Here is a 24245-nt window from a genome sequence, read left to right on the forward strand (position 1 = left end):
ATCCAGGTGTTCAGGTGGTGGTCAGGAGGCGAAGAGCCGGACGGTCCAGGCGGCGTGCTGCTCCGCGGTGATGTCCAGTAGGGGTGAGGAGGCCGACGGCAGGGCGTCGATGCCCTCGGTCATGGCGCGGGTCGCGGCGTCGGCCGCGGCTGCTGCGACGTCGTCGATTTCGGGGCCGAGGCGGGCCAGCAGCCCCGAGGCGTCGAGCGGGTCAAGGCTCAGCAGGCGCACCGCTGCGGTGGCCGGGCCACCGATGTTCTCGTACACGGCGGCATAGGCGGCGTCCACCGGGGCGAGCCCGGCGGCGCGGGCGGCGAGGCCCAGAACGATGGGCTGGTGGGCGCCCTGAGGTCGCGCGGTGGCCAGATGCTCGAGTTCGGCCGATGGAAAGGTGGCACGAGCCGCGCGCAACATCTGCCGGCCGAGCCTGCGGGCAGCGGCACGTAGTGCGGGGGCGGGGGTGCGCGCGTCGGCGGCGTCGTCAAGCAGCAGTGGGTCATGTCCGCCGGCGGCTGCCGCGGCCAGCCCGGCCATCGTCAGACCGGTGGTGTGCAGACGCCCGCGGCAGAACGCCTCCAGGCTGTCGGTGTCGTGTACGGCTCCGTGGGCGACCGCGGCCTCGACCCCGCCGGAGTGGGCGTGCCCACCGGCGGGGAAGCGGCCGTCGGCCAGGAGGAGCAGGGCTGCGCGGCTCATGGGCGAGCGGCTGCCTTTCACAGGGTAGACAGTGATGCGGTGGCCCGGACGGGCACACCAGGCCGGCCGCTGCGGCGGCGCCGACGGCCGGGCAGATGTCGGATCAGAAGAGGAAGTACCGCTGCGCCAGGGGGACTTCGTTGACGTAGGAGCGCGGTACGGTCGCACCGTTGAGTTCGGTGCGGGCGTCGCTCGTCGTCGCACCGCCGATGGTGACCTCGAAGCTGTTGTGGTCCACTTCGAGGCTTTCCGGCACCGTGTCGTTCAGCTTCATGTCGGTCTTCTTGACGTCCCGGGTATCCGAGATCTCGACGAACTTCTTGCTGAGTCCGAGCCCCTCCGTCTTCGCCTCCGTGACCCTGTTACTGCTGTCCTGGGTGATGACGAGTCGGGTGTTCAACCTGTCAGCCACGCCCGGGGCAGCGAAGTTCACGGAGTTGCTCCCCGGGGCACGACCGGTGGCCCCCCAGACCGCACGCGGCAGGTAGGGCTGCGGCGTCGTGATCGAAGCGTTGGCGTCGCCGACCTGCGCGTAGGCGAGCTGGCCGCCCTTGAGGACCATGTGCGTCTTGACGCCGAAGAACTTCGGCTCCCACAGCACCAGGTCTGCCAGTTTCCCCGGTTCCACGGAACCGACGTGGCCTGCGATGCCGTGTGTGATCGACGGGTTGACCGTGTACTTGGCGACGTACCGGCGCGCCCGGTAGTTGTCGTTCGGCTTCAGCCTGCCCTCATTGAAGGAGTGGTCCTTGTCCTCACGGATCGTTCGGACTTTCGCGCTCTGCAGGTCTTCGGGCAGCGCGCCGTAGCGGGACTTCATGACGTGCGCGGTCTGCCAGGTGCGCATGATCATCTCGCCGATGCGCCCCATCGCCTGGGCATCCGAGGACATCATCGAGATGGCGCCCATGTCGTGGAGGAGGTCCTCCGCCGCCATGGTGGACGGTCGGATGCGGGAATCCGCGAAGGCCATGTCCGCCGGAATGTCCGGGTTGAGGTGGTGGCACACGACCATCATGTCGACGTGCTCCTTGACGGTGTTCACCGTCAAGGGCCGGGTGGGGTTGGTCGAGGCGGGCAGGACGTTCGGCTCCTTGACCAGCTCGATCATGTCCGGGGCATGACCTCCTCCGGCGCCCTCGACATGGAAGATATGGATGGAACGCTTCTTGAAAGCAGCCTTGGTGCTCTCCAGGAAACCGGACTCGTTGAGCGAGTCGGCGTGCAGGGCGAGTTGGACCTTGCGCTTCTCACAGACTGCCAGCGCCCTGTCGATCACCGCGGGCGTGGCACCCCAGTCTTCGTGCACCTTGAAGCCAATGACACCGGCGTCCACCTGCTCGTTCAGGGCCTGGACGTTCATCGTGCTGCCCTTGCCGAGCAGACCGATGTTGACCGGGTACTCGTCCAGGGCCTCGAAGACTCGGGTGATATGCCACTCCCCCGGGGTCACGGTGGTGGCCGTGCTGCCCTCAGCGGGGCCGGTGCCGCCGCCGATGAGAGTGGTCACGCCCGAGGCCAGGGCCTCGTGGATCTCCTCGGGACAGATGAAGTGAACGTGGGTGTCCACACCCCCCGCGGTGAGGATCCGGCCGTTGCCGGAGATGACCTCGGTGCTCGGGCCGACCACAAAGTTCGTCGCCGTCACCGGTAGCCGCTCGCCCGCCTGTTCACGAGCGGACTTCTCGAACGCCGAGATCGGGTCCATCGTCTCGGGGTTGTAAGCCTTGCCGATGGCATGAACCTTGCCATCCCTGATGCCGACATCGGCCTTGACCACACCCCACCAGTCGAGGATCAGCGCCCCCGTGATGACCGTGTCCATGGGAATGCGACCCTTCTTGCCGCCCCCGTCCCTCGGGATGTGGGACATGCCCATCGACTCTCGGATCACCTTCCCGCCACCGAAGATCATCTCGTTGCCGCTGTATTTCGGTCCACCGCTCCAGTCAGCTTCGATCTCGACGGTGAGATCGGTGTCGGCGAGGCGGACCCGGTCCTTGGTGGTGGGCCCGTACAGAGCGGCGTAGTCCGTGCGCTTCAGCAAGTTGCTCGGCCTCTGCCGGCCCGTCTGCCCCACCTGGCTGCTCATCGGACGATCCCCTCACGCAGTCCCTGAATCTTGCTGGTGTCGCTCTTGGCATCGCCCTCGATCTTCACCAGCTCAACGCAGCACACATCTCCTGGTTCGAACCTCACGGACGTGCCTGCCGCGATGTTGAGCCGTCGTCCCTTGGCCTCAGCGCAGTCCCTGAGCGGTTCGTTGGTCACGGACGTGCCGACGGGGTTCTCGACCACTTCGAGGCCGGGGTTGACCTCGGCAAAGTGGTAGTGGGAGCCGACCTGGACGGGACGGTCGGACGTGTTCCTGACCTTGATCGTCCTCTTGTCGCGCTGCAGGTTCTCGTTGAACGCGATCGCCTCATGCCAGGACGCCGCGTCGTCGCACTCATCGCAACAGGCAGGCGAGTCGGTGTCGTCGCAGTCGACCGGGCACTCCGGCCTGCGTGCCGGCTGGGGATGCTCGACCTTGCCCGGGTAGACCTCGGGCTCCTCCGTGGCCTCCGGGATGGGGTCGTGAATCGTGACCAGCTTGGTGCCGTCCGGGAAGGTCGCCTCCACCTGGACGTTCTTGATCATCTCCGGGACGCCGTCCATCACGTCGTCACGGGTGAGCACTCGTCGGCCCGAGTCCATGATGTCGCTGACCGTCTTACCATCACGCGCTGCCTCGAAGACGTGAACGGTCAGCAGGGCCATGGTCTCGGGGTAGTTGAGAAGCAGCCCCCGGTCGCGGCGCTTGCCTGCCACGTCGGCCGCGACGTGGATCAGCAAGCGCTCCTGCTCATGCGGAGTCAAATGCACAGTTGGTCAATTCTGTTGGTCGGATGGTACGCGCGGCCGGACATGCCAAGGTCACGGACAACGTTCCCTGGACGACAACGGACGCTCCCCGATCATCAGCGGGGCAAGAACGGCGAGACGGCCAAACGGCGGATGATCTACACCATCGGATGAATCCGCGGAGTACGCCGTTTTCACCCCGCCGGACAGAAGAAGCCCGGTTCCGAAACCGCGGACGAAAGCGATCGCTCCGCTCATCGACCCAGCGTCCGCTCCTGCTGCACCGTCCACTCCACGAGTCCATCGAACTCCTTGCCACCGAGGTCGCCCCCGCCATCCGCAAGGAACTCGGCCTGCCGGCGTGAAGGCCGGCGCCACCGGCTCCATGCCCACCCTCGGCGGCCCCCCATTCACAAGGATCAGACAAGCATGACCCCGACCAACGACCCGTCGAGCGCCGACCCGCTGTCGTCCATCCCCCGCGCGGCACGTCTCGTCGAGGCGTTCAGGGACGCTCTGCTCCGCAAGATGGTGCAGGCGCCCACCTCCGCACGTCAGCGACCCGGCAACCTGCCACTGTGTCCGAAGAGCCCGGAACCCCGCTGGCGGTGAAGGTGCGCCCCGGCGGCGCGCATGGATGCCGCCCTGATCCCCCTACGGTCGCGTCGGTTGAGCGGGCACCAAGGCAGGAGGAGACCACGGTGCGCGCGGTCCTGAACAAGTTCGCCACAGTCCGTGCTCGTCTCATCGACGCCGCCACTCATACGCCGCACTCGAGCACAGGCAGATCGCGTCATTCGAGCGGGACACCTGTATGGCTCTCCAGAACTTGGATCAAGTGGGCCTGGAACTCTTCGTCCTGCACCGCTGGGTGTGGTGTCTGCGTCTGCCGGTGGTACCAGTAGCCGCCGGTGCTCGGGGTCACGTCGGGGTGAGTGGCGAGCCACACCTGTGTCTGGTGACCGGCGGTCAGGTCGTCCGGTGCGCCGGCACCGCCCATCCGTGTGGGCACCCACCCGGGGTCGACCGCATGGCTGGTGGTTCCTTCCCACCGGGACGCGAGGGCGAACGCGAAGGTGGTGACCCACAGTTTGCTGTCGTCGTAGGAGGCGGTGCCGGCGGCCAGCCGCCGCAGGTCGGTGGAGCCGGTTCGGTGCATGGAGCTGCTGAGGTAGATGAGTCGGGCCGGTTTGTCCATCAGGGCCGTCAGCAGGTAGGGCGCGACCGTGTTGACGGTGCTCTCATCGCGGGAGTTCATGGTGCCGGCGTTGTGGATGATGGCGTCGAAGCGGCCGAACTCGCCGGCTTGCTGGGCGACGTCGCGGATCTCGTCGAGGTCGGCGAGATCCCCGGTGACGACGCCCTTCCACCGGGCGGTGTCCTCCGATTCGGTGAGACGGGCCGGGTTGCGGATGTGGACGACCACGTCGTGCCCGCCGTCGGCCAGCGCGTTCGCCGTGTTGCGCCCGAGCCCGCTGGCTGCCCCGGTCACCAGAATCATTGCCATGTCAGTCCTCTCCTGTCTGCCTGTGTGGTGATTGAGCGCGGTGAGCTGGTCGGGACTCCCCCGCGCTTGCCGAGGTCGTGCGTGCAATGGCCTTCGCGGAGTACTCGCCACCGAGGTCGGCCGGCGCCGCGATCCCGCTGCGGCGCGAGCCGGTAACGCAACGCCGGGCGCCGGCCGGCAGCCCGGCCCGCTCCCGGGGTGGTCTTGGCGCGCCGCGAGGTCAGGAACTCGTGTCCCACTGCTGCGCACTGTCGGCCAGCGGTGATCACGGTACTGCTCCACCATGCCCAGCAGGCAGTGACGAGGGTACGGCTCCGTATTCTTCGCCGATGGCCTGCCCATCACCGAGCCCATGTGCGGTCGGTTCGTGAATCGGTCCGGTGCGCTGAGAAAGGGGCAGGCCACTTGCCCGGTTGGTGTGGGCGATGATGTCCGCGGTGATGGAGATCGCCGTCTCCTCGGGGGTACGCGCGCCGAGGTCGAGGCCGATCGGGGAGCGCAGCCGGGCCAGCTGGGCCTCGGTGACACCGGTCTCGCGCAGGAGGCTCAGGCGTTCGCCGTGGGTGCGCCGGGAGCCCATCGCGCCGACGTAGCCGGCGGGCAGGCCGAGGGCCAGGCGCAGCAGCGGGATATCGAACTTGGCGTCGTGGGTGAGCACGCACACGGCGGTACGGGCGTCCACCTCGGCGCGTTCCAGGTAGCGGTGGGGCCAGTCGACCACCACCTCGTCGGCGTGCGGGAAGCGGGCGGTCGTGGCGAAGACGGGACGGGCGTCGCAGACGATGACGTGGTAGCCGAGGAAGCGGCCGGCCTGGCTGAGCGCGGCCGCGAAGTCGATCGCGCCGAAGATGAGCATGCGGGGGCGGGTGGCGGCCACGTGGACGAGTACGGAAAGCCGCTCAGGGCAAGTGTCCGCGTCCCCGCCGAGCGTGACGAGCGCTGTGCGTCCGGCCCGCAACAGAGCCCTGGCTCGGTCCGTGACCGCCCGTGCCATCGGCCGGTCGTCCAGCGTCCCGCCGACCGCCCGGCCGTCACCGAGCACGCTCACGGTGGAGCCGAGAAGCCCGTCGGGGCCGTCTACGACTTGCGCCACCGCAGCAGGCCGGCCCCCGGCCGCCTCCGCGAGGGCCGCACCGAGATGCCGCTGGTTCGCGGGGGCGATGTGCTGGACGATTACATCGAGTTCGCCACCGCAGGTCAGGCCCACGGCGAAGGCGTCCTCGTCGGAGTAGCCGAACCAGGCCCGCTGGGTCGCGCCCCGATCGTGGAGCACCTGTCGGCACAGTTCGTACACCGCGCCCTAGACACAGCCGCCGGAGATGCCGCCGACTGCGTTGCCGTCCTCGTCCACCGCGACCGACGTGCCGACGGGCAGCGGTGCGCTGCCACGAACGTCCACGACGGTCGCCAGGGCGAAGGGGCGTGCCTCGCTGCACCACCGGTGCAGTGTCTCCGCGATGTTGAGCATGAACGTTTCTCCCGGACCGGTCGAAGGGCGGGCTCAAGTCAGAGCAACGCCTCAGCGGTGATGGGAAGTTGGCGGACACGGCGGCCAGTGGCGTTGAAGACCGCGTTGGCGATCGCGGGCGCCACGCCGACGTGGACCACCTCGCCGAGTCCCTTCACGCCGAGCGGGTCGGCCTCACGGTCCTCGCCGTCCAGGTAGATCGCATTCACCTCGGGGACGTCGGCGTTGACGGGGACCAGGTAGTCGGCCAGGCCGGCGTTCACGATCCTGCCGTCACTGTGATCGGTGACCGTGTGCTCCAGCAGGGCCGTGCCGACACCGCCCACGATGCCGCCGATCGCCTGGCTCTCGGCGAGCTTGGGACTGATGATGCGGCCCGCGTCGTACACCCCGAGCATGCGCCGCACCCGCACCAGGCCCAGCGTCGCGTCGACGGCGACCTCGGCGAAGGTGGCGTTGTAGGCGTAGAAGGAGTGCCGTTCCGGACTGGGCGCGCCGGCGAATGAGCCCAGGGCTTCCAGGTGAGGGCGGTCGTTGCGGGCCAGCAGGCTCCGGTACGTCTCACCGCGCGCCGGGTTGTTCTTCACGTGCAGCCGCCCGCCCCGTACGACGATGTCGGCGGCCGGTACGCCATACAGCGGCGACTCGCGGTCGTCGACGGCCAGTGCGATCGCCTGGCGGCGGACCTGGTTGCAGCCGTCGAGGACGGCGGAGCCGACGCTGGCCATGGTCTGAGAGCCGCCGTGCGGCGGAGTAGGCGGGTAGAGGGAGTCGCCGAGCTTGAAGGTGACCGTGCGCATGGTCAGCCCGACGGCGTCGGCGGCGACCTGGGTCTGGGAGGTGTAGGTGCCCGGCCCCATGTCACTGGCGCCGGTCACGACCAGGGCGGTGCCGTCGGCGTCCAACCGCACCCGGGCCTGAGCCGCATTGCGCTGCGTCTCGTACACGCCGACCGCGATGCCCATACCGATCAGCCATTCCCCCTCGCGTCGCGAACGCGGCCGGGACGAGCGCTCGTGCCAGCCGAACTCCCGGGCGCCGACGGTGTAGCACTCGCGCAGCCGGCGGGTGGAGAACGGCAGCCCGTTCGACTCGTCCTCACTCGGTTCGTTGCGTCGGCGCAGCTCGATCGGGTCGATGCCGAGCTTGTGCGCGAGCTCGTCCATCGCCGACTCGATCACGAACGACGCCGAGGCGAAGCCGGGACCGCGCATCCAGATCGGGGTGTTCACGTCCAGCGGCACCGGCCGGTACGCCTGGCTGACGTTGGGCATGCTGTAGAGCATCTGCCCTGCCGGCATGACCGTCTCGGTGAAGGTCTCGTACGACGAGGTCTCGGCGTCCATGTCGTGGGCCATGGCCGTCAGGCGTCCCCGCCTGTCGCTGCCCACCCGCAACCGGTACGCGTAGGAGGGCCGGAAGCCGGTGCCGAAGTACATCTGCCGGCGGCTGAGCACCAGCTTGACCGGACGGCCCGTGACCCGCGCGGCCAGGGCTGCGACGATCGTGTGCGGCCAGCAGCGCAGCCCGCTGCCGAAGGCCCCTCCGACGAACGGGTTGATGACGCGCACCGAATCCTTGGGCACGTCGAACACCGTGGAGAGTTCATCCCGTGTGCCCAGGACCCACTGCGTCTTGTCCCACACGGTCAGCTTGTCGCCATCCCAGCGGGCGATGGTGGCGTGCGGCTCCATCGGGTTGTGGTGGTTGCGCGCCAGCTCGTAGGTCACCGGCATCGTCGTAGCAGCCGAGCAGGAGGGTGAGCGCAGTTTCCCGGGAGCCGATGACCGCGCCGATCACCGCCTTCCGAGGTGGTGCCCCGCCTCTAGGATGGACAGATGGGGTCGATCAAGCAGTTCCAAGTCACCTTCGACTGCGCGGAACCTGAGCGCCTCGCTCGTTTCTGGTGCGAGGTGTTGGGGTACGTCGTACCGCCGCCTCCGGAGGGGTTTGCCACTTGGGACGATTTCAAGCGCTCGCTGCCACCTGAGCAGCAGGACGCATGGTTTGCCTGCATTGATCCCTCAGGTGTGGGCCCGCGACTGTACTTCCAGCGCGTCCCCGAAGGGAAGGCCGCCAAGAACCGGCTGCATCTTGACGTGCGGGTCGGCACCGGACTCGTGGGTGAAGAGCGTCTCGCCGCACTTGAGACCGAGTGCGCACGACTGGTCCCGCTCGGCGCGGTACACGTGCGAACGCTGTATGACGGCAATGATTCGTGCATCCCGATGCAGGACATCGAGGGCAACGAGTTCTGTCTCGACTGAGTGGCCGCGAACGCGACACCTTCGCGAATCGACCGGTGCAGTTCGCCATCACGAGGTTCGCCGTACCGCGGCGCGCCAACGGTCCTTATCCAGAACCACCCTTCGGTGTCCACGAGCAGGGACCCGCACGGGGTGGGCGCCGACCGCGTCAACGACATCAACGACATCAACGACGACCAGCTGAGGGTGATCTCAACAGAACACGATCGAGCGCCGCCCGGCCTGCGGGTCCCCATGTCGGCTTGCCGCCAGGAAGGCCCTGCTCCCCGTTCTGGCCCATAAGGATGAGGAAAAGGCTTTTCAGAGCAGCCAACCCTCGGGCGCGCCGAATCGTCGCCTCGTCCGCATGCGCGTACACCTCGAAGAACCGTGAGCCCGCGCCCGCGGGAAGCAGCACCCACGCGGCCGCGAGGTCCCACGCCGGATCGCCGGCGAACATGGCATCGAAATCAATCACGCCCGAGAGCGTCCCGTCCGAGACGACGACATTCGCGGGATGGAGGTCACCATGCAGCCATACCGGCGGGCCTTCCCACTCGGGGGCCGCAACAGCATCGTCCCAGACGTCCCAGACGGCCCGGACGTCGGCGGCAAAGCCGCCGGGGGCAATGGCTTGCAAGAACTTCTCGAAGCCGCGCGTGCACTTCTTGGGGTGCGCGCCACGGTCCGACATGGTGGGCGCCTCAGCGGGCGCCTCCACATGGAGCGCCCTGAGGAAACCCGCCAGAGTGTCGGCCGCGTGGTCACCGCGGCTGATCGAGGTGTAGTCCAGTGGCTCGCCGCGAACCCACGTCATAACGCTCCAGGGCCTCGGAAAGCGCGGGGACGGTTCGCCGATCCGCACAGGCGTCGGAACCGGGAGCGGAAGACGCGGGGCCAGGACAGGCAGCCACCGGCACTCCTTGCGCAGGAGATCCGGGGCACCCTCCGTGCGCGGCATGCGCACGGCCAACTCATCCCCAAGGCGCCACATCTGGTTGCCCCAGCCGCCCGCTACCTCGCGGATGGCCAGCCCTGCGAGGTCCGGATGCTGGTCCTTGAGAAGATCGTGCACCAGCTCTGCGGTGATCTCGATCTCGGAGTCGGTCATGCGAAGCCACAGTACGTGAGACAGGCGGAGAGGACTCTCACAGGTCATCGGCCGTAACAGTATGACCGTCGAGCAGCCGGTCGCCCGGGGCCGGGTCGAGCAGCACACGACGGGTCAAGATGCCGTCGGCGTACGCCTGCGCAGCGCCGTGGCGCACCCCCGCGGGGCCGGAGCTCTCCGCCTGCGAGCGCGGCGCGACCTGGCCCCGGCGAGACCGGCACAAGCCCTAGCGTTAGTCGGCCAGTTCGTCGTTGCCCGTGCGGTGAAGAGACCAATGGGATGTCCTACAGGCGCGTGCGTCCTTGCTCGGTACCGGATCCCGCGCTCGGCCGACTCCCGGCCGAGCAACTCGGCACTCCTGCGGCGCCGCTGCGTCAAGTGCTGGCCGGTGGCGGGTCGGACGACTCCTGAACGGCGGCACGACGCCGAAGCGCCCGGGGCGGGAGATGGCGACCGAGGGTACCTGGGATAGCGTCCCTCTCACCGAGGACAAGTGAGAGGGACGTCGTGCAGGTTCAGGTAGGGCGGGGTGCCCGCCGGGTGGATCACGTTCGGGGCGATCGCGTTCGGGGCGCTGTTCTTGGTCGTCGGGTTGATCCTGGCGGGGGTGTCGGTCTCGTTCCTGGCGGATGCGGAGAGTGCCCGGGGCACGGTGGTGGCGCTGGAGTGGCGGAACGACCACGACGGCGCATCGCGCAAGAAGCGGGAGAACGACAAGCCCGCGGCGTACCCGGTGGTCGAGTTCACGTCGGCGGACGGCACTCCGAGGACATTCCGGAGCTCGACGGGTTCCAATCCACCGTCGTACAAGGAGGGCGAGCGGGTCGAGGTGCTGTACCGCGCCGATTCCCCCGAGGATGCGCGGATCAAGGGGTTCGCCTCGCTGTGGCTCCTGCCGCTGATCTTCGGTGGCATCGGGCTGGTTATCGCCGGGATCGGGACGGCCGTTGCGATGGCGATGCGGGGGCGTTCCTAGGCCGTGTGTGCAATACAGGTGACATCCACATCAGCAGCATCGTGAGGGTGATCGCGACTTCGAACGGTCGCCCACCGCCACCGACGAACACCTGACCCTCGGCGACGGCTCGCCCTGGTTCGCTTCCCCCGTCGTCCCGCCTGAGCGGGGTTTGTCCGATGCACGAGCTGCTGCTCTCCCACGCCGAGCCGAAATTGTGGTCAGGGCTTGGCGCTGTCCGTTGTCCACTGGAGGTCGGGAATCGCCACCGTGAGGCCCCGCCCTTAAGGTGCGGTAAGTTCCTGCGGCCGTCACCGAGTCGAAGTGGCCGTGAGCGGTCGTTTTCACTGGCAAACCTGATCTCTGCTTGCTGGACGAGATCCGGCCGGCCCGATCGTTACGGCGTGGAGAACAGGCCGGGCCCCGGAGGCGTGGGGCCGTCGGCGCGGACGCCGTTGGTGACCCGTAGGAACTCCAGCTTTTCCGCGTCGGTGGAACCCGCGGCCACCGTGTAGACGACGAGGCGGATGTCGCAGCCTGGGACGGTGAGCACGTCGCAGTCGCAGATCACCTCACCCACCTGGGGGTGTACGACGGTCTTGCGGGCCGAGACGTGCGGGCCGACCGTGCCCTCGTCCCACAGGCGGGCGAACTCCACGCTGGTGGACCGCAGTTCCTCTACGAGGTTGGTCAGGCCGCGGTCGCGGGGGTAGTCGATGAGAGCTGTGCGCAGGTCGGCGACGAGGGCGGGTTTCAGGGCGTCGTCGTCCTGGAGCACGGGCCAGGACGCGAGCCGGCTGGGCCCTGTTGCGAATACCGCCCGTGCCAGGTTGCGCTCGTCGTGTGTCCGTGCGCTGGGGTCGCCCATCAGGACTGACCATGCGGGGGTCCAGGACAGCAAGGTCCAGTCGGCACTGAACACGCCCGCGGGGAACTCCCCGAGGCGGGCCAGCATCCGTTGGACCCCGGCCGGAACATGCGTGGAGATCGTCCCCTCCTGGGGAGGCAGGAGGCCGGCCAGCCGGTAGGCGTGATCGCGCTCCATGGGCTGCAGTTGCAGTGCCCTGGTCAGGCTCGCGACGACCTGCGCCGAAGGGCTTTTGGCGCGTCCCTGTTCCAGGCGGACCACGTAGTCGACCGACAGCCCGGCGAGTTCGGCCAGTTCCTCGCGGCGCAGCCCCACCGCACGTCGTCCGGGCCGTGAGGTCAGTCCGACGTCGGCGGGAGAAAGGCGGTCGCGCCAGCGGTGCAGTGCCGTGCCCAGGGTCTCGTCCACTCGGCCATTGTGTCCGCCGGGCCGTCGTCGTGCCTGGTACTGGCTGTCCTACCGTCACGGAGAGCACTGGCTGGCCTCTCGCCACGGGCCGAGAGTGGACGCATGACGACCACATTCATCACAGGAGCCAACAAGTCCCTCGGGTACGAGACCGCCCGCCGCTTGATCAAGGCCGGCCACACCGTCCTCATCGGCGCTCGTGATCCGGAGCGCGGCCAGGCGGCCGCCGACGCACTCGGGGCCCGTTTCGTCCAGATCGACGTGACCGACGACGCATCGGTGGCCGCTGCCGCCGCCCATATCGAGGCCCGCGAGGGCGGCATCGACGTCCTGATCAACAACGCAGGTATTTTCGGGACGCACAACCCCGCCGACCAGATCACAGCCGCTGATGCCAGCGGGGTGTTCGAAGTCAATGTCGTGGGGATCGTCCGGGTCACGCACGCGTTCCTGCCGCTGCTGCGCAAGTCCGCGCACCCGGTCATCGTCAATGTGTCGAGCGGCATGGGGTCGTTCGCGGCCACCCACGACGCCGAGCGCGTCGAGTCGAGGAACCTCGCGCCGCTCTACACGGCGTCGAAGGCCGCGGTGACCATGCTGACCACGCAGTACGCGAAGTCCTGGCCGGATGTGAAAGTGAACGCGGCCGACCCGGGCTACACGGCGACCGACTTCAACGGGCACAGCGGCCCGCAGACGGTGACCGAGGGCACCGACGCGATCGTCGAACTCGCCACCATCGGGCCGGACGGGCCGACCGGAACCTTCCGCGACCGTCACGGTGAGATGGCCTGGTGATCCACCCCTGAATTCGGGGCGTGCCCGGCACGGACGAGGGCTCAGAGTGGCGAACTCATGCCGAGGTCCTTCGCGCGGCCGGGGTGACGGTACTCCTGCACCGCTACCCCCGGGCTGATTCACGTCTTCCTCCCTTCGACACCTTCATCCCCTCCGTGGACGCGGCGGCCGACGAGATGTACGCCGACTTCAAGAAGCTCATCACCGCCGCCACATAAAGGGCAGGCACCAACACCCGAGTCCCCGGCCGTTGATCGCCGGGGGCTTTGGTGTGAGTCCCCTCAGGCGCCGAGGCGGGCGCAGATCGCCATCATGTCCGGCTCGTGCTCCACGAAGTGCACCTGGAACCCGACCCGCGTGGGCGGGGCAAACTGCCCCACCTCGGGCACGAGCACCGCGTCGGTCAGTGTCTCGGCCAGCTTGCGGCGCTGCTCCAGGCTCAGACAGCCCTTCGAAGTGTTCACGGTGATGACAGTCACGACTACCTCCTATAACGACTGCTATAGTGGTAGGCTGCATCGACCTATAACGATCGTCATACCGAGGGCTTGAGCACGGCCCGCCGGTACGCGTGCAGAACTTCCGCAGCCCTCCAGCTCGCCTCAAACGGCCCGGCCGAACCCGACGGTGGTCAGGTCCTGTTCAGTCAGCGGGGTGAAGTCGACGCCGGGCTTCGGGCCGTACGCCTCGGGCTGGATGCCGAACTCGTGGGTGGAGTACTCGCCGAACCGGTTGATGTGCTCGGTCCGGTAAGGCGAGCTGATCAGGTCCGCCGGCCGGTTCTTCGCCGCGGCCTGCTTGCGGATCGACTGCGGCCGTGACCGGCCGGCCCCGGCGCAGGCCCGGCACCTCGTTGTGCCTGGTACTGGCAGTCCTCCCGTCGCAGAGGGCACTGGTTCTCCTGTCGCCACAAGCCGAGAGTGGACGCATGACAACAACCTTCTTCACTGTGAGGGCACCACGAATGGGGGCTCTCCGATGAGCGATGACGTGATCTCCAGCGGCTGGGACGTCCTGGACGCCTCCCACGAAGCACTGCGCACGGCGGTCCGCTCCGTCCCCGCCGACGGCTGGCACCTACCGACGCCCTGCGCGGACTGGACCGTCGCCCAGGTCTTCCAGCACGCCGTCGGCGACCAGATCGGCTACGCCGCCGCGCTGACCGGCGAACCCGGCCCCGACTTCAACCCCTTCGCCCCATCGGGCGACATGGAAGGGGTGGACCCGGCGGCGTTCCTGGAGGACGCCCTGGCACGCGCGGCGAAGGCGTGGGCGGGGGCCGACCGGGACGCCGCCGAGGTGCCCGTGCCGCCACCGCCGCACAAGTTGTCCCCGTGGTCCGGCTCGGCAGCGTGCGGGCTGGACGCAGCGGTCCACGCCTGGGACATCGCCCGGGCGACGGGCCGGCCGTCGCCGCTCACGCCCGAGTTGGCCCGCCCCCTCCTCAAGGTCGCCAGGGAGATCGTCGAGCCGCTGCGCCCCCGCGGCGCGTACACCGCCGCCCTGGCCCCCGACGAGGGCGACGACGACGTGGCGGTCCTCCTGCGTTACCTCGGCCGAGACCCCCTCTGGAGCGCCTCTTGAGCCCCCGCTCCCTACGCGGTGACAAGGCGACCACGGCGCGCGTACGACGCTCATGCGGGCGCCGGGGGGACCGAGCTCGGCGGGCAGGTCGCGCACCCCTGCACCGTCGACGAGGGCCTCTACCGCCGTCCCCGGCCCGGTCCCATTCCATGTAGTCACGTACATCCCGCAGCACCGAGACCGGCCAGTACACCGCCCACCCCGAGTGCCCCTTGGAGATTGAGTGCGGCACCATCGCTCGCGCGTTGACGATCCCGGACCCTGGCGCCGGCAGCTCGAACACTGTCAGCGCTGAGTGCTCACACAGCCGGAGCCCCGTGCGGACCATCGAGTCGGCGTACGCCGCGTTCCGCGCCGCCCGATCGTCCACGGAAGCATCGCGCCAGTCGCGTTGGCCTCGCCCGAACCACAAGAAGTCGAAGTACGTGCGCAGATCCCGGGCATGCGCGGCCTGGGTGTTCCACAGCGACGACGCCAACCACATGGAGAAGTAGCGGTTCAACGCCACGTCGTATCGGCCCTCCGGACTGACCAGGAACGGCTGGCCATCAGGCACGCCAAGGTCGTCCAGTCGCTCATCGAGACCGGCGAACAGCGCGCTGAACGCCCGTATAAACGGGCCCGTCTCGCGTGGCCACGCAGGGTCCCGGCGGGTGAAGTGGACCCGCCAACCCGTGATCGACATGCGCTGGACGATAGTCCGTGGACAGCTCAACAGCGCACGACTCAAGTGGGACGGGTTCCGGGCGCAGGTCTCGTCGGACCGGGAGGCCGAAAGGTGCAGGTCGTGAGCCGCATGGACCTGTCAGAGCCAGCAACAGGATGCAGAGGCCATTCTCCAGGCCACGTGGTTCACGTGGACAGTGGCGGCCCCGCTCAGCTCACGGCGTCGAGCAGCAGCTTTGCGGCCACCGTCGCCCCGTCCGTGCGGATCGTGCCGGCCACCGCCCTCGCCCGTGCGCGGGTCTCGGGGGTCAGGGCCGTCCTGAGCGCGGCGGACAGGGACTCGAAGGTCGGAGTCGGACCGTCGTGTGCCGCGCCGATGCCCAGCTCGGCCACCCGGCCGGCCCAGTACGGCTGGTCCGCCAACTGGGGTACCACCACCTGAGGCGCGCCGGCCCGGGTGGCCGTCATCGTGGTGCCCGCGCCGCCGTGGTGCACGACGGCGGCCACCCGGCCGAACAGCGCCTGGTGGTTGGCCTCGCCGACGGCGAAGCAGTCGTCCAGGTCGTCGATCAGGGCCAGGTCGGCCCAGCCCTGGGAGACGAGCGCGCGGCGACCCTGCGCACGGACCGCCTCGACGGCCACCTGGGCGACGTCCGCCGAAGCGTGCATGGGCATACTGCCGAAGCCCACGTACACCGGTGGCTCGCCGGCCTCCAGGAACGCCACCAACTCGGCCGGGAGCGGCCGTTCGTCGAGCGGGATCCACGCGCCGGTCTGGACGACGTCGAAGTCCGGCATCTCCTGCAACGGGTCCAGGATCGGGTCCGTCGCCAGCCACGGCTGGTCGCCGATGACGTAGTCGCGAACGTTGTCCACAGGCGGCAGGCCGATCGACGCCCGGTTCGTGTTGAGCGCCTCACCGAACAGCGCGTTGATGCTCTGGGCGTCCAAGTCCCACAGCACGCTGTTGTCGGTCACCTCCGGCGGGAGCGGCCGGCCCGGATACGCCAGCGGCGGGCGCTGCGGCGAGGGCAGGGTGAGCTGTTGGAAGGTCACCGACACGGAAGGGATGCCCAGTTTCTCGGCCACCGACAGCGCACCGGCCGCGGCCGACATCATGCCGGTCACCACCAGGGCGTCGCACCCCTCGGCCGCCGCGGTGACCGCGCTGAGCTGGCTGGCGATCACCGCGGCCGCGCGCTGCGGCAGGGATGACGGCGGCGGCGCCGCCTTCGTCAGCGCACGCGCCGAAGGGCCGACCGGCACCAGCGGGACGCCGACGCCGGCCAACCGCTGCGCGAAGTCCTCGTCCGGCGGCGCGCACACCCGCACCTCCGCGCCGAGTTCCCGTAACCGCACCGCGAGTCCCACCAGTGGTTCGACATCCCCGCGCGACCCATACGTCGACAACAACACACGCACTTTGCGACTCCATTTCCGCAGATTCTGGCCTCGGCCGGAGATTCTGCGGCATGACCGGGGCCTTGCGGCAAGCCCCCCAGTGCGCTATAAGTTGAGAGTGGCAAGGAGCGGGTAACCTCCTTGCCTTTGCCTTTTTCTCGTCCGCTCTGGACGGACGACCTCCACGCGAAGCGGCGGCGCGCCTCGTACGGCGCGGTGCGTCGGCCCAGGAGGTGTGCATTTGGAGAACCTCGCCACGCCCCTACGATGATCCGATGCGCCAGCCCGCCCCGGAGCCCTACTGGAACACCAACGTTGCCCGGCACCCGGGCATCTTGCGCGCGGTTCCGGCGGGTTGCGGCGATGCGCTGGACGTCGGATGCGGGGACGGGCTCCTGGCACGGAAGCTTGTTGGGCGGGCGAAGGGCGTCACCGGGATCGACAAGTCGCCGGAAATGATCGCCTGCGCGCGTCGGCTCGCCGTCGGCTGTCAGGATCTCAGCTTCATCGAGGGCGATTTCCTCACCTCCGAACTCCCTGCCGCGGGCTACGACTTCATCTGCTCGGTGACCACGATCCATCACATGGACTTCGAACGGGCCCTCACCCGCATGCGCGAACTGCTTCGGCCTGGCGGCACGCTGGTGGTAGTCGGTCTGGCCCGCGAGGCGAGCGTGCCGGAGTGGGCGGCTACGATCGCGGCTGCTCCGGTCGTGCGGATCACGAAGGCGCTGCGCCGCGCGCATGGCCCGGAGGGCATGCCGATCGCCGACCCGCAGATGAGCTACGGGCAGGTGCGGGCTGCGGCGCGACATCTGCTGCCCGGTGTGCGCTACCGCCGGCATGTGCTCCGCCGGTACTCGCTGACCTGGGAAAGCCCCGCCCGCTGACCGGACATCGGCGATTGAGCCTTTCCCCATCGCGGGCGGTTTGAGCGTAAGTGACGCGATGGATCAGGGCCGGTCTGACGTCTGTGCGAGCCCCGGCCGAGAACGGCCAAGGCCACGGGACTCGGTGAATGCGCGCCGATAGGCGGTTGGCGAAATGCCGACTATGCGGTTGAAGTGGCGACGCAAGGTCGTGGCTGTGCCCATTCCAACCTGCTCGGCGATTTTCTCGATGCTGTTGTCGGTCGTTTCGAGCAGTTCCTGTGCACGACGGATTCGCTGGGTGAGCAGCCACTGCAGTGGACTGGTGCCGGTGACCGCCATGAACCGTCGGCTGAAATGGCGCAGGCTCATGTTCGCTCGGCGAGCGAGTTCGGCGACCGTGACCGGCTCGTCGAGCCGTTGCCTCGTCTCGTCGAGCAGGCCGGACAGACCGTACCGCCCCTCACCGCGATCTCCGCTGTCGCCGCCGGGCAAAGGGTCGGCGATGAACTGCGCCTGCCCGCCCGCGCGATGCGGAGCCACGACGAGCCGCCTTGCCAGCGTGTTGGCCAGGATCACGCCGTGGTCGCTGCGGACCATGTGCAGGCAGAGGTCGATCCCGGCGGCCTGCCCCGCCGAGGTGAGCACGTCACCGTCGTCGATGTACAGCACGCCGGGATCCACCTCGACCTCCGGATAGGACTCGGCCAGCTTTCGGGTGTGCATCCAGTGGGTGGTCGCGCGGCGTCCGTCGAGCAGCCCGGCAGCAGCCAGCACGAACGCTCCGGTGCAGATGGAGGCGACCCGCGCGCCCCGTTGGTGCGCCGCGCGTACGGCTTCCACCAGTTCGGCAGGCGGGTGGTCCAGGGCGTCGTCGCAGGCGGGGACGATTACCGTGTCGGCCTCTGCCAGGTCGTCCAGCCTGCGCGGTGTCTCGGAGCGCAGCCATCCCCCGACACTTGCCCCGGGGGCCGCGCAGATCCTTAGTTCGTAACCGGCCTCGGCAGCCTCTGGATTGCCGGGGCCGAAGATCGTGCACGGAATGGCCAGTTCGAACAGAGGCATCCCGTCAGTGACGGCGAGCGCGACGGAGGTCATGGCCTAAATTGTACGCACGGTGGCATTTCGGCCCGTTGCGGCGATTGTTGGTCGCCGGTCAGTGTCGTAGTCATGACCAACCCGACTGCGCGTACGTGCCGAAGGACCCCGAAGGGAGACGATCAGCTTTCCGGTGGCAGCCGTGCTTGGCTTGCGATCGCGCTGGGCGTGGCGGCCGTCGGCTGGGGGGCGAACCAATTCGCGCCCCTGTTGTTGCTGTACCGCTCCGAACTGGGCGTCTCGACGACGACGGTGCAGGCGACCTACGCCCTCTACGCCGTCGGGCTGGTCCCCGGGCTGCTGCTGGGTGGCCCGTACTCCGATCGGTACGGCCGCCGTCGGGTACTGGTGCCCGCGCTGATCACTTCGGCGCTCGCCAGCGGGTTCCTCATGCTGGCGGGTTCGGGGCTGGGCTGGCTGTTCATCGGGCGGCTGGTCGCCGGTGCCGCCAGCGGAGCAGCGTTCAGCTCGGGCACCGCTTGGATCAAGGAACTCACCGTCAGCGGTTCCTGTCGGGATGAGCACGCCGGTGCCCGACGCGCGACAATCGGCATGACCACGGGCTTCGCCGTCGGCCCGCTGATCGCCGGTCTCATGGCGCAGGCCGCACCGAACCCGATCCTCACCTCCTACATTCCGCATGTGGCACTCACCTTGGCGGCCCTGCCGTTCGTGCTGCACACACCGGAGACCCACAAAGCCGACGAGGACACCACGTTCCGGTTGCGGTTGCGGTTGCGGTTGCCCGAAGCGAGCAGGCGCCGGTTCTGGACCGTCGTCGCGCCGCTGGCCCCGTGGGTGTTCGGCGCGTCCTCCATCGCGTTGGCCTACCTGCCCGGCCTGGTGCGGGACCAACTCGGTGACAGGGCTTTGATGTTCAGTGCGCTGGTGACCACGCTGACCATGGTCGCGGGCATCCTGGTGCAGCCGCTGGCGCGTCGTGTCCACCACCCGGAGAAGCCCCACCTGATCGCCACCGCACTGGGCATCGTCGTGGGCGGACTGGTACTCAGCGCGGTGGCCGCGGCGAGCGCGCAATGGTGGCTCATCGCCATCGCCGCGCTGGTGCTCGGCGCGGGTTACGGCTGCTGCCTGGTGTGCGGCCTGATGGAGGTGCAGCGCCTGGCGAGCGCCGAGAACTTGGGCAGGCTGACCGCTGTCTTCCAGGCCTTCGCCTACCTCGGATTCGGCGCGCCGTATCTACTGGCCGTGTTGGAGCGCGCGCTGCCGCCGCCGGAGTTGCTGCTGCTGGCGTCCGCGCCGGCGGTGCTCACCCTCGCCTGGACCACTTACCGCGCCGCGCACGGGACTGACCGGGCAGGTGGGCCACGCGAGGGCGAAAGGCCGCCGAGTTGCCGGTGAGCGACGTCGTAGTCGAGCACCGCCGTGGTCTCGGCACCCGATGGCGGCGCCTGAGCGCAGGTCGGCAGGCCCTGCTCGTCCTCGCCCATCTCCGCAACGGTCATCCGTATGCGCAGCTCGCGGCCGAGTTCGGCGTCGGCACCGCCACCGCCTACCGCTACATCAAGCTCCGTCGCTCGACCACCCGCATCACGGGCCTCGTCCACCGTCGTCTGCCTGCATCTGGCCAGCTCAACCTGAGGATGGACAACGCTGTTCGTCTTCGTCACGGTGTCCAGGGCCCTGTCTTCCCGAGACAGATGAGTAGGGGTACTCATGCCGACGGTTCGGGTGTCGCCCCAGGATGATGGGCACCCTGACACGAGGAGACCGTCATGTCCGCCATCACGACCGCCACCGGCCCGTCGGCGCAAGCGGCCCCTGTCGCCCATGAGTCGAGCGATCGTCGCACAGGCCGTCGGCTTCCCACCGCACTGGTCGCCGTCGTCGCCGTCGCGCTCGCCGTTTCGGCATGGCATCCCAAGGATCCGACCACCTGGCTGCTGGAGACCGTGTGGGTGCTGGTCGGTGTGCCGCTGGCCATCCTGCTGCGCAAGCGATTCCCGCTCAGCAACCTGCTGTGCTGCCTGCTGGCCGTACACGCCCTGGTCCTCATCGTGGGCGGGCACTACACCTACGCGGAAGTTCCCGCAGGTGACTGGGTGCGCGACTGGTTCGACCTGGAGCGCAACCCCTACGACCGCTTCGGCCACCTCATGCAGGGATTCGTACCGGCCGTCCTGGTACGGGAGATCCTCACCCGGACCTCACCGCTGCGGGGCAGCCGCTGGCTGGCCCCGCTGACCGTCTGCGCCTGCCTCGCCTTCAGCGCGGTCTTCGAGATGCTGGAGTGGGCCGCAGCCGTGACGGGAGGGCACGCCGCCGACGCGTTCCTGGCCACCCAGGGCGATGTGTGGGACACCCAGTGGGACATGTTCTGCGCACTGATCGGCGCCACCGGCTCGCTGCTGCTCCTCAGCCGGGTACACGACCGCCACCTCGCCCGCCTCGAGCTCACGCCAGTCGGCTCCGTCAGGCCCTCGGCGCGCTGAACGTTCACTGCTCGACCGCCCGCAGCGTGCAGCAGCCTGGGAAGGCCGGCAGGGCAGGGCAACCATCCGAGCGCACCGTCAGTCGTATGTCATGTCGTATCACGACACCGCCCAACATGGACGGTGTCGTACAAGGACACAGGGGGAGACACTCATGCGGAAATCGAGGGTGCTCAGACCGCTGATCACGTTATTAGCGGGGATGGCGCTGGTGTTCGCGGGGCCGGCCGTGGCGCAGGCCGCAAGCCAGGGGAGCAATGCCGCCGAGGACGACCCGCGCGTCGAGATGGAAGTGGAGCTGTTCAACGCGATCGTCCCGCAGCCCTACACGCCCGATCCCGACGCCTACTTCGGGCCGTACAAGTGCCAGCTGTACGTCCGGGACTACTGGCCCACAGCCGGCTGCGGCGGCTTCTCCATCTACACCAAGCTGAGCCATGTGCGCGAACAGCCCGGCTACATCGAGGGCCTGGAGGACAACTCCTACTTCCGGGCTACCGTCGAAACGTCCCGCACCTTCGGCTGCATGTACGAAAACGGCGTCTTCGACTGGGACACCGCCTTCAAGGTGGAGGAGCAGCGGCGCATGTCCTCCTATTACTACACCCCCATGACCGGGTACTTGCTGTACCAGTACCGCACCACTGAGACGAACGATCTGGGGCCGGGCTTCTTCGTGAACTTCGCGCCGGTGGAGGTCGACTGCGCCGAGGGAATGACCCCGACGCAGCACGACCTCAAGGTCGACGATGTGCGGATCAGCGTCGAGGACTCGCCGGTCTTCGGAAACCGCAGCTGGGAGTTCGGGCCGTTCACCGCGGGCAGCAGCGCGTGACCCATGCCCGTGCATGCGGCATGAGGCATGCCGGTCAGCGCTTGACCGTGGTCGTACCCGGGCCCATGGCCATGCCCATGTCGCAGCCTGCCGGTCAGTGGACGCCCGGCAGGCTGCACCGTTCGCTGATCCCGAGGGCAGACGGTGTAGGCCCTTCGACTGTGCCGTTCAGCGAGGAGACGCGGCGATCTGTACGCGGTGGCGGTCGTTGTCGGAGAGGAACGACGCCAGTGCCCGCCCTTGCTCGGCGACGGTGGTGCGGTCGGCTCGGGAGAAGCGGCGCAGCGGGGTGACCATCACGGCGTCGGCCGTGACGCTCCAGGTCGCGGCGACTCGACCGTCGACCAGGACGACGCGAGCGCCGGCGACCGACAGGCCGCGGTGGGCGTCGTCGATGATCCGGCTGCGGTCGTGGTAACCGAGGAGTGCGTTGTCGAACGCCGGCAGGAACCGCACCGGGGCGGGTGTGTCCGGGTCGGGGCGCGGCGCGTCGGGAAGGTCCAGCAGTTCCCGGCCTCGCTCGTCGCGGAAGGTGACCAGTTCCTCGCGTATCGCGGCGACCGCGGCCGGCAGTCCCGCGAGGCCGCACCAGGCGCGCAGGTCGGCCGAGGCGGCGGGGCCGAAAGCGGCCAGATAACGCCGTACCAGCGCCTGGCCCACCGGATCGGATCCGTCGGAGGCCGGCGGGTCGATCTCGCGCCCCAGCCATGACGAGAGCAGGAGGTTGCGCACTCCTGCCCTCGTCCGCCAGAGCCCGCGCGGCGGCAGTTGGGCCACTGGGATGAGGGCGATCAGCATTTCACCCAGTGCCCGCGGTCCCGGCGTCGGCCAGCGCTCAGTCAGCGCCCGCGCGAGTTCGGTCATCGAGCGGGGCTCGTCGTCGGCCATGACCGCCCGGCCTGCTGCGGCGAGTTCGTCGAGGTCTATCCCGTCGAGCTCGCGGCGGTAGACCCCGAGTACCCGTTGGCGCAGCATGCTGTCGTGGCGGGCTCGCCAGGCCAGAATGTCGGCGGCGGTGACGAGGTGGACGGTGCGGCGCATGAGGTGGGTCCGCACCAGGCGCCGCTCGGTCAGCAGGTTCGAGAGCACCGCCGGGTCGAACGCGCGCAGCCGCGACCAGAGTCCGACAAACGGTTCTTGCGGCTCCTGCGCCTGCAGACCGCCGAGGTGCGCGACAGCGTCGAGGACCGGTACGTCGGCGCGATCGAGCAGCAACTGCCGGGCGAGCGTCGCGCGGTTGAGCGCCCGGGTGTCGAGAACGGTCATCGTGTCACGTCGCGGCGCGCTCGTCGGCCGATCGCCGGCGTAGCTACGCGCGGGTGACGGCCGGCGGGGCGCAACACGCATCGAGCGGGTCGAGCTCGATTCCGGGCGCCGCGAACTGGTCGATCCGGTTGAGGACCTCGTCGTCGAGTGGTCGCGGCACCGGCCAGGAGATCCTCCAGGCTGCTCCATGGCGCGGGGGCCGATGATGGCCAGTCGCGCGACCGTGAGCGCGGGGAGCAGGCCGCCCCCCGCTCGTCGTCGACAGTGTCGAGGGTGGAGCGGGGCGTGGTCGTGGCGGTCACAGTGATCGGGTCCTCCTGGTCGCTCTGGTCGTTCTCGTTGTCTGGCACAAAACGACAGTCGCAGGGAAAGAGGTCAGGATGTGTCCGCTTCTCAGGGCAATGTCGGCGTCATTCCGAAGACAGCACGCGCGCTGACCACCTCAGCACCTGATCACCGTCGAAAGGTCATGCCCGCACGGCTGCGCCGCCGGATCGCCCCCCACATTCCCACCGGAAGCCGGTGACGACGACCCGCTGGAGCTCCACCTCGCCGGGTGCGGCCCCACCATCTCGTCAAGGAGAGGGCAGGGTCGACGTCGCCGTTTCGTTGGTCAGAAGGAGACGTCGAAATAGTCGATGTCGGTGAAGGCGACCTCGAGGTCTTGGGCACGGCGTCCGTTGTCCTTGAAATAGACCTCTTGAAGTCCTTCGGCCACGATCTCGCGCAACTGCTGGTCGCCGACGCCTTGCCGCTGGGCGTCGAAGAGACGGCGGGCGTACTCCGGGGGAAGGTGCACGGTCAGGCGACGCATGCGGCCGTCGTCGGTCGTGCCGATCGGCGCCGTGTACCCGAAGCGGGCGCGGGTCTCCACGGTGATGCCCGTGCTGGTGGCGGCCTGTTTCTGGCGCCGCCTGCGGACTTGCGGTTGCCAACGGGCCCGTACGGCGGCGTCGATCCGGTCAGCGATGGCCTTGGGCGGGTGCTTGCGCTCCCCCGTGCGGTAGCGCTCCACCGACCGCTGGGTGACGCCGAGTTCCTGGGCTACGGCCTTGGTTGTCTTCAACTGTTTGAGCAGGAAGTTGATGCGGGCCTTGAGGCTCTTGGGGGGCTCGCGGGTGAACGCCTCCTGATCGGCACGGTCCAGGGCGTCGTCGATGTCGCCCACCGTC

The 24245-nt window shown here is 68.8% G+C and carries 24 protein-coding genes and 3 pseudogenes; 12 read left to right on the forward strand and 15 right to left on the reverse strand.

Annotated elements, in window-relative coordinates:
- Positions 1–21 precede the first annotated feature (21 nt).
- The 4 genes and pseudogenes from FGD71_RS02425 to FGD71_RS49875 all read right to left on the reverse strand — a co-directional run.
- A complete protein-coding gene (locus FGD71_RS02425; protein WP_119098688.1) occupies positions 22–696 on the reverse strand; it encodes an urease accessory protein UreF in 675 nt (224 codons plus the stop codon).
- Between the two features lie 103 nt (positions 697–799).
- A complete protein-coding gene (ureC, locus tag FGD71_RS02430; protein WP_119098689.1) occupies positions 800–2788 on the reverse strand; it encodes an urease subunit alpha in 1989 nt (662 codons plus the stop codon).
- The gene (locus FGD71_RS49870) at positions 2785–3288 is read right to left on the reverse strand and encodes an urease subunit beta (protein ID WP_338120031.1); all 504 of its coding nucleotides are present in this window, start codon (positions 3286–3288) and stop codon (positions 2785–2787) included. Before FGD71_RS49870 ends, ureC begins: the two co-directional genes overlap by 4 nt.
- Positions 3265–3561 (reverse strand): annotated as a pseudogene (locus FGD71_RS49875) (urease subunit gamma); the annotation flags it as partial. The gene FGD71_RS49870 and the pseudogene FGD71_RS49875, both read right to left, overlap by 24 nt.
- A 408-nt stretch (positions 3562–3969) precedes the next feature.
- On the opposite strand from FGD71_RS49875, the gene FGD71_RS02440 reads away from it, so the two are divergent.
- Positions 3970–4152 (forward strand): hypothetical protein, encoded by a 183-nt coding sequence (locus FGD71_RS02440; RefSeq protein ID WP_119098691.1) that lies wholly within the window; start codon positions 3970–3972, stop codon positions 4150–4152.
- Between the two features lie 181 nt (positions 4153–4333).
- On the opposite strand, the gene FGD71_RS02445 is transcribed toward FGD71_RS02440, so the two are convergent.
- The 3 genes and pseudogenes from FGD71_RS02445 to FGD71_RS02455 form a co-directional block, all read right to left on the reverse strand.
- Positions 4334–5047, reverse strand: a complete 714-nt coding sequence (locus FGD71_RS02445; RefSeq protein ID WP_240436352.1) for an SDR family NAD(P)-dependent oxidoreductase — start codon at positions 5045–5047, stop codon at positions 4334–4336.
- Between the two features lie 265 nt (positions 5048–5312).
- Positions 5313–6515, reverse strand: a pseudogene (locus tag FGD71_RS02450) (XdhC family protein).
- Between the two features lie 38 nt (positions 6516–6553).
- A complete protein-coding gene (locus FGD71_RS02455) occupies positions 6554–8251 on the reverse strand; it encodes a xanthine dehydrogenase family protein molybdopterin-binding subunit (RefSeq protein ID WP_119098693.1) in 1698 nt (565 codons plus the stop codon).
- 102 nt (positions 8252–8353) lie between these two features.
- Here FGD71_RS02455 and FGD71_RS02460 point away from each other — a divergent pair, with 102 nt between their 5' ends.
- Positions 8354–8782, forward strand: coding sequence for a VOC family protein (locus FGD71_RS02460; protein WP_119098694.1), 429 nt, complete (start codon positions 8354–8356; stop codon positions 8780–8782).
- 166 nt (positions 8783–8948) lie between these two features.
- On the opposite strand, the gene FGD71_RS02465 is transcribed toward FGD71_RS02460, so the two are convergent.
- Positions 8949–9872 (reverse strand): aminoglycoside phosphotransferase family protein, encoded by a 924-nt coding sequence (locus tag FGD71_RS02465; protein WP_119098695.1) that lies wholly within the window; start codon positions 9870–9872, stop codon positions 8949–8951.
- Positions 9873–10401: 529 nt separating this feature from the next.
- On the opposite strand from FGD71_RS02465, the gene FGD71_RS02470 reads away from it, so the two are divergent.
- Positions 10402–10848 carry a DUF3592 domain-containing protein gene (locus tag FGD71_RS02470; RefSeq protein WP_119098696.1) on the forward strand — a complete coding sequence of 149 codons (447 nt, stop codon included), beginning with the start codon at positions 10402–10404 and terminating at the stop codon, positions 10846–10848.
- Positions 10849–11224: 376 nt separating this feature from the next.
- Here FGD71_RS02470 and FGD71_RS02475 read toward each other — a convergent pair whose 3' ends face one another.
- Positions 11225–12103: a helix-turn-helix transcriptional regulator gene (locus FGD71_RS02475; protein WP_119098697.1), complete on the reverse strand. Its 879-nt coding sequence runs from the start codon at positions 12101–12103 to the stop codon at positions 11225–11227.
- A gap of 102 nt (positions 12104–12205) precedes the next feature.
- On the opposite strand from FGD71_RS02475, the gene FGD71_RS02480 reads away from it, so the two are divergent.
- Both FGD71_RS02480 and FGD71_RS02485 read left to right on the forward strand, forming a co-directional pair.
- Positions 12206–12901 carry an SDR family oxidoreductase gene (locus tag FGD71_RS02480; RefSeq protein WP_119098698.1) on the forward strand — a complete coding sequence of 232 codons (696 nt, stop codon included), beginning with the start codon at positions 12206–12208 and terminating at the stop codon, positions 12899–12901.
- A 20-nt stretch (positions 12902–12921) separates the two neighbouring features.
- A complete protein-coding gene (locus FGD71_RS02485) occupies positions 12922–13119 on the forward strand; it encodes a hypothetical protein (protein WP_119098699.1) in 198 nt (65 codons plus the stop codon).
- A 63-nt stretch (positions 13120–13182) separates the two neighbouring features.
- Here FGD71_RS02485 and FGD71_RS02490 read toward each other — a convergent pair whose 3' ends face one another.
- Both FGD71_RS02490 and FGD71_RS02495 read right to left on the reverse strand, forming a co-directional pair.
- Complete coding sequence (locus FGD71_RS02490; RefSeq protein ID WP_240436353.1) at positions 13183–13380, reverse strand: tautomerase family protein; 198 nt, start codon at positions 13378–13380, stop codon at positions 13183–13185.
- A gap of 123 nt (positions 13381–13503) precedes the next feature.
- Positions 13504–13794 carry a hypothetical protein gene (locus tag FGD71_RS02495; protein ID WP_119098700.1) on the reverse strand — a complete coding sequence of 97 codons (291 nt, stop codon included), beginning with the start codon at positions 13792–13794 and terminating at the stop codon, positions 13504–13506.
- Between the two features lie 85 nt (positions 13795–13879).
- Between FGD71_RS02495 and FGD71_RS02500 the strand changes: the two genes are divergently transcribed.
- Positions 13880–14485, forward strand: a complete 606-nt coding sequence (locus tag FGD71_RS02500; protein ID WP_119098701.1) for a TIGR03086 family metal-binding protein — start codon at positions 13880–13882, stop codon at positions 14483–14485.
- A gap of 317 nt (positions 14486–14802) precedes the next feature.
- Complete coding sequence (locus tag FGD71_RS47215) at positions 14803–14979, forward strand: hypothetical protein (protein WP_162930999.1); 177 nt, start codon at positions 14803–14805, stop codon at positions 14977–14979.
- 382 nt (positions 14980–15361) lie between these two features.
- On the opposite strand, the gene FGD71_RS02505 is transcribed toward FGD71_RS47215, so the two are convergent.
- Complete coding sequence (locus FGD71_RS02505; protein ID WP_119098702.1) at positions 15362–16573, reverse strand: glycosyltransferase; 1212 nt, start codon at positions 16571–16573, stop codon at positions 15362–15364.
- A 254-nt stretch (positions 16574–16827) separates the two neighbouring features.
- On the opposite strand from FGD71_RS02505, the gene FGD71_RS02510 reads away from it, so the two are divergent.
- On the forward strand, positions 16828–17442 hold the full coding sequence (locus tag FGD71_RS02510; RefSeq protein ID WP_119098703.1) for a class I SAM-dependent methyltransferase: 615 nt from the start codon (positions 16828–16830) through the stop codon (positions 17440–17442).
- A gap of 63 nt (positions 17443–17505) precedes the next feature.
- On the opposite strand, the gene FGD71_RS02515 is transcribed toward FGD71_RS02510, so the two are convergent.
- Entirely contained in the window at positions 17506–18519 is a 1014-nt protein-coding gene (locus tag FGD71_RS02515; RefSeq protein ID WP_119098704.1) for a helix-turn-helix domain-containing protein, read from the reverse strand.
- A 72-nt stretch (positions 18520–18591) separates the two neighbouring features.
- On the opposite strand from FGD71_RS02515, the gene FGD71_RS02520 reads away from it, so the two are divergent.
- The 4 genes and pseudogenes from FGD71_RS02520 (at position 18592) to FGD71_RS02535 (ending at position 21807) form a co-directional block, all read left to right on the forward strand.
- The gene (locus tag FGD71_RS02520) at positions 18592–19881 is read left to right on the forward strand and encodes an MFS transporter (protein WP_119098705.1); all 1290 of its coding nucleotides are present in this window, start codon (positions 18592–18594) and stop codon (positions 19879–19881) included.
- Positions 19882–19901: 20 nt separating this feature from the next.
- Positions 19902–20045 (forward strand): annotated as a pseudogene (locus FGD71_RS49880) (helix-turn-helix domain-containing protein); the annotation flags it as partial.
- Between the two features lie 210 nt (positions 20046–20255).
- A complete protein-coding gene (locus FGD71_RS02530; RefSeq protein ID WP_119098706.1) occupies positions 20256–20972 on the forward strand; it encodes a DUF2238 domain-containing protein in 717 nt (238 codons plus the stop codon).
- A gap of 202 nt (positions 20973–21174) precedes the next feature.
- Entirely contained in the window at positions 21175–21807 is a 633-nt protein-coding gene (locus FGD71_RS02535) for a hypothetical protein (RefSeq protein WP_119098707.1), read from the forward strand.
- A gap of 168 nt (positions 21808–21975) precedes the next feature.
- Here FGD71_RS02535 and FGD71_RS02540 read toward each other — a convergent pair whose 3' ends face one another.
- Both FGD71_RS02540 and tpg read right to left on the reverse strand, forming a co-directional pair.
- Complete coding sequence (locus tag FGD71_RS02540; RefSeq protein ID WP_119098708.1) at positions 21976–23073, reverse strand: winged helix DNA-binding domain-containing protein; 1098 nt, start codon at positions 23071–23073, stop codon at positions 21976–21978.
- Positions 23074–23686: 613 nt separating this feature from the next.
- Positions 23687–24241 carry a telomere-protecting terminal protein Tpg gene (gene tpg, locus FGD71_RS02545; protein WP_119098709.1) on the reverse strand — a complete coding sequence of 185 codons (555 nt, stop codon included), beginning with the start codon at positions 24239–24241 and terminating at the stop codon, positions 23687–23689.
- Positions 24242–24245: the final 4 nt, after the last annotated feature.

The organism is Streptomyces sporangiiformans, from assembly GCF_005768555.2.
Taxonomy (GTDB): domain Bacteria; phylum Actinomycetota; class Actinomycetes; order Streptomycetales; family Streptomycetaceae; genus Streptomyces; species Streptomyces sporangiiformans.

Coding starts and splice junctions, on each gene's coding strand:
- FGD71_RS02465 (WP_119098695.1), bottom strand. CDS start 9,872: ATGACCGACTCCGAGATCGAGATCACCGCAGAGCTGGTGCACGATCTT.
- FGD71_RS02500 (WP_119098701.1), top strand. CDS start 13,880: ATGAGCGATGACGTGATCTCCAGCGGCTGGGACGTCCTGGACGCCTCC.
- FGD71_RS02455 (WP_119098693.1), bottom strand. CDS start 8,251: ATGCCGGTGACCTACGAGCTGGCGCGCAACCACCACAACCCGATGGAG.
- FGD71_RS02480 (WP_119098698.1), top strand. CDS start 12,206: ATGACGACCACATTCATCACAGGAGCCAACAAGTCCCTCGGGTACGAG.
- FGD71_RS02510 (WP_119098703.1), top strand. CDS start 16,828: ATGCGCCAGCCCGCCCCGGAGCCCTACTGGAACACCAACGTTGCCCGG.
- FGD71_RS02520 (WP_119098705.1), top strand. CDS start 18,592: ATGACCAACCCGACTGCGCGTACGTGCCGAAGGACCCCGAAGGGAGAC.
- FGD71_RS02440 (WP_119098691.1), top strand. CDS start 3,970: ATGACCCCGACCAACGACCCGTCGAGCGCCGACCCGCTGTCGTCCATC.
- FGD71_RS02535 (WP_119098707.1), top strand. CDS start 21,175: ATGGCGCTGGTGTTCGCGGGGCCGGCCGTGGCGCAGGCCGCAAGCCAG.
- ureC (WP_119098689.1), bottom strand. CDS start 2,788: ATGAGCAGCCAGGTGGGGCAGACGGGCCGGCAGAGGCCGAGCAACTTG.
- FGD71_RS02515 (WP_119098704.1), bottom strand. CDS start 18,519: ATGACCTCCGTCGCGCTCGCCGTCACTGACGGGATGCCTCTGTTCGAA.
- FGD71_RS02445 (WP_240436352.1), bottom strand. CDS start 5,047: ATGGCAATGATTCTGGTGACCGGGGCAGCCAGCGGGCTCGGGCGCAAC.
- FGD71_RS02460 (WP_119098694.1), top strand. CDS start 8,354: ATGGGGTCGATCAAGCAGTTCCAAGTCACCTTCGACTGCGCGGAACCT.
- FGD71_RS02425 (WP_119098688.1), bottom strand. CDS start 696: ATGAGCCGCGCAGCCCTGCTCCTCCTGGCCGACGGCCGCTTCCCCGCC.
- FGD71_RS02530 (WP_119098706.1), top strand. CDS start 20,256: ATGTCCGCCATCACGACCGCCACCGGCCCGTCGGCGCAAGCGGCCCCT.
- FGD71_RS02540 (WP_119098708.1), bottom strand. CDS start 23,073: ATGACCGTTCTCGACACCCGGGCGCTCAACCGCGCGACGCTCGCCCGG.